Origin of the sequence: Synechococcus sp. BA-120 BA3, from assembly GCF_034931285.1 — a bacterium.
Taxonomy (GTDB): Bacteria; Cyanobacteriota; Cyanobacteriia; order PCC-6307; family Cyanobiaceae; genus Cyanobium.
The window spans coordinates 1-1940 of sequence record NZ_JAYGHZ010000435.1 but is presented as its reverse complement, the minus strand read 5'-3'; the positions used below and the strand labels follow the sequence as shown (position 1 = coordinate 1940).

Sequence of the window (1940 nt, the reverse complement as noted above, 5' to 3'; positions counted from 1 at the left end):
GCGCTCCCCAGCGCCCCAGCCGGTCGAGGCGGGTGCTGCCGTCGCTCTCGAACAGGAGCGTGGGCAGATCCTCCTGGTCGGCGGGGCCGAAGCGCACCCGGTCCCCCGCGCGCAGCACCAGCCCCCGCACCCGCCGGCCCCGCCACCACAACCCGTTGGTGGAGCCGGCGTCGCTCAGCAGCCAGTGCCCGCCATGGTTCTCCAGCAGGGCATGGTGGCGGCTGACCGCCGTGTGGTCGATGACGATGGCATTGTCGGCGGCGCGGCCGATCCGGTAAAGGCTGCCGTGCAGGGGCTGCTCCAGCTCCGGCAGGCCGGGCTGAAGCACCGTGAGCCGGGGGCCGGGGGTGCGGGGACGCAGCCGCTGCTCCAGCCCTTCAAGGATGGCGGTCGGCATGGGGTCGCAGCAGGTCGATGAGGAAGCAGGCCACGGCCAGGTTGATGGCGACGTCGGCGAGGTTGAAGATCGGGAAATGGATCGGGACGAACTCGAGGAAGTCCACCACGGCCCCGTGGCGCCAGCGGTCGATGCCGTTGCCGACGGCGCCCCCGAGCAGCAGTCCCAGGGCCAGCACGTTCCAGAGGCCGGCGGGAGGACGCCAGAGGATCCAGAACAGCAGGCCAAGGCTCACCAGAGCGCTCACCAGGCCCAGCTGGTTCGACGCTCCGGCGAAGAGGCTGAAGGCCGCCCCGGTGTTGCTGACGCGCTGCAGCTGCAGCAGGCCGGGCAGCAGCGGCTGGATGCTGCCGCTGGCCAGGTTCTCCACGGCCCAGCGCTTGCTGAGCTGATCCAGGCCCACCGCGAGGGCCGCCAGCAGCAGGGGCACCAATCGCCGTCGCAGGGTTCGGGTCGTCATGAGGGCACCAGCAGCAGACGGCGCAGCAGCCAGGCCAGGACACCGGCGGCGCAGCAGAGCAGCAGCTGGGGCAGCAGGGCCAGGCTGTAGCCCACCACCAGGGTGACGGTGTCCCCGCCCCAGCGTCCGGCCAGGCTGCCCAGGAGCAGGTTGGCGAGGCCGCAGAGATGCAGCACCACCAGGCCGATGGCGGCGGCGCCGGCGAGGGTCAGGGGATCGTCCATGCCCGGCTGGCGCGCCAGCTTGCCGGTGATCCAGGCAGCCGGCAGGAAGCCCGCCAGGTAACCGAAGCCCGGATCGAGCAGGTAGCCGATGCCGCCCCCTTCGTGGAACACCGGCAGCTGGAACAGACCGACACTGAGATAGGCCACGGCGGCCAGGGTGGCACTGCGGGGGCCGCAGACCAGGGCTGTGAGCAGCAGGGCCGGCACCTGCAAGGTGATGCCCAGCGGTCGCACGGCCCAGCCCGCCGCCTCATGGACCGGAAAGGCCGCCGGCACCAGACCGCCGACGAGGATCAGGAGAAGGCCGGCGATCGCTCCGCTCCAGGTGGCAAGGGCCCGCAATGAACCGTCCGTGGCTGGCGCCCATCCTGCTGCAGCTAGGTTCAGCTGAGAAGGGCCCCCCAGCCCGCCCGCCGGGCACCCGTACCGATGCCGGATTCGACCCCCACCGACCCGCCCGCCGCGGAGGAGACGGCGCCGCCGGTTCCTCCGGTGGAGATCCACCTGGGGGATGCGGTGCGGCTGCGCCAGCCGCTCCGCTACCTCAAGACCGCCGACCCGATGCCGATGCTGCGTCCCCCGGACCTGGTGGATCCGGGGGAGGTCGGGCGCGTGGTGGAGATCCGGGCCCTGGACCTGCGGGCCATCCGTTTCCGCCGCGGCACCTTCCTGATCAACGCGACGGATCTGGAACCCCTCCCTGCGGACGGCTGAGGCCGTGGCTCTGCCAGGCCTGGTGCGCCTGAGCCAGGGCCGGGGCGGGGCCCACCAGGCTCAGGGACGGGGAGGCGAGCCAGCGGCGGGCGGCGGCGCGCAGGTCCTCGGCGCCCAGGCCAGGGGCCCGCTCCAGCACCCGGCG

Annotated in this window: 4 protein-coding genes and 1 pseudogene; 1 reads left to right on the top strand and 4 read right to left on the bottom strand. The window is 72.9% G+C overall.

Translation table 11 applies throughout. The features are described from left to right. From VB737_RS16515 to VB737_RS16505, 3 genes are all read right to left on the bottom strand, one after another. On the bottom strand, positions 1-397 hold a 397-nt coding region (locus VB737_RS16515), incomplete at its 3' end, for an FHA domain-containing protein (RefSeq protein ID WP_500314561.1). Continuing rightward, positions 378-857: a signal peptidase II gene (lspA, locus tag VB737_RS16510; protein ID WP_500314559.1), complete on the bottom strand. Its 480-nt coding sequence runs from the start codon at positions 855-857 to the stop codon at positions 378-380. The genes lspA and VB737_RS16515, both read right to left, overlap by 20 nt. Continuing rightward, positions 854-1423 carry a biotin transporter BioY gene (locus VB737_RS16505; protein ID WP_500314557.1) on the bottom strand — a complete coding sequence of 190 codons (570 nt, stop codon included), beginning with the start codon at positions 1421-1423 and terminating at the stop codon, positions 854-856. Before VB737_RS16505 ends, lspA begins: the two co-directional genes overlap by 4 nt. Positions 1424-1510: 87 nt before the next feature. Here VB737_RS16505 and VB737_RS16500 point away from each other — a divergent pair, with 87 nt between their 5' ends. Beyond that, positions 1511-1795 (top strand): NAD(P)H dehydrogenase assembly family protein, encoded by a 285-nt coding sequence (locus VB737_RS16500; protein WP_500314555.1) that lies wholly within the window; start codon positions 1511-1513, stop codon positions 1793-1795. Here VB737_RS16500 and VB737_RS16495 read toward each other — a convergent pair. Next, positions 1755-1940: pseudogene (locus VB737_RS16495) on the bottom strand (M16 family metallopeptidase); the annotation flags it as partial. The gene VB737_RS16500 and the pseudogene VB737_RS16495 sit on opposite strands and share 41 nt — an antisense overlap.

Coding starts and splice junctions, on each gene's coding strand:
- VB737_RS16500 (WP_500314555.1), top strand. CDS start 1,511: ATGCCGGATTCGACCCCCACCGACCCGCCCGCCGCGGAGGAGACGGCG.
- lspA (WP_500314559.1), bottom strand. CDS start 857: ATGACGACCCGAACCCTGCGACGGCGATTGGTGCCCCTGCTGCTGGCG.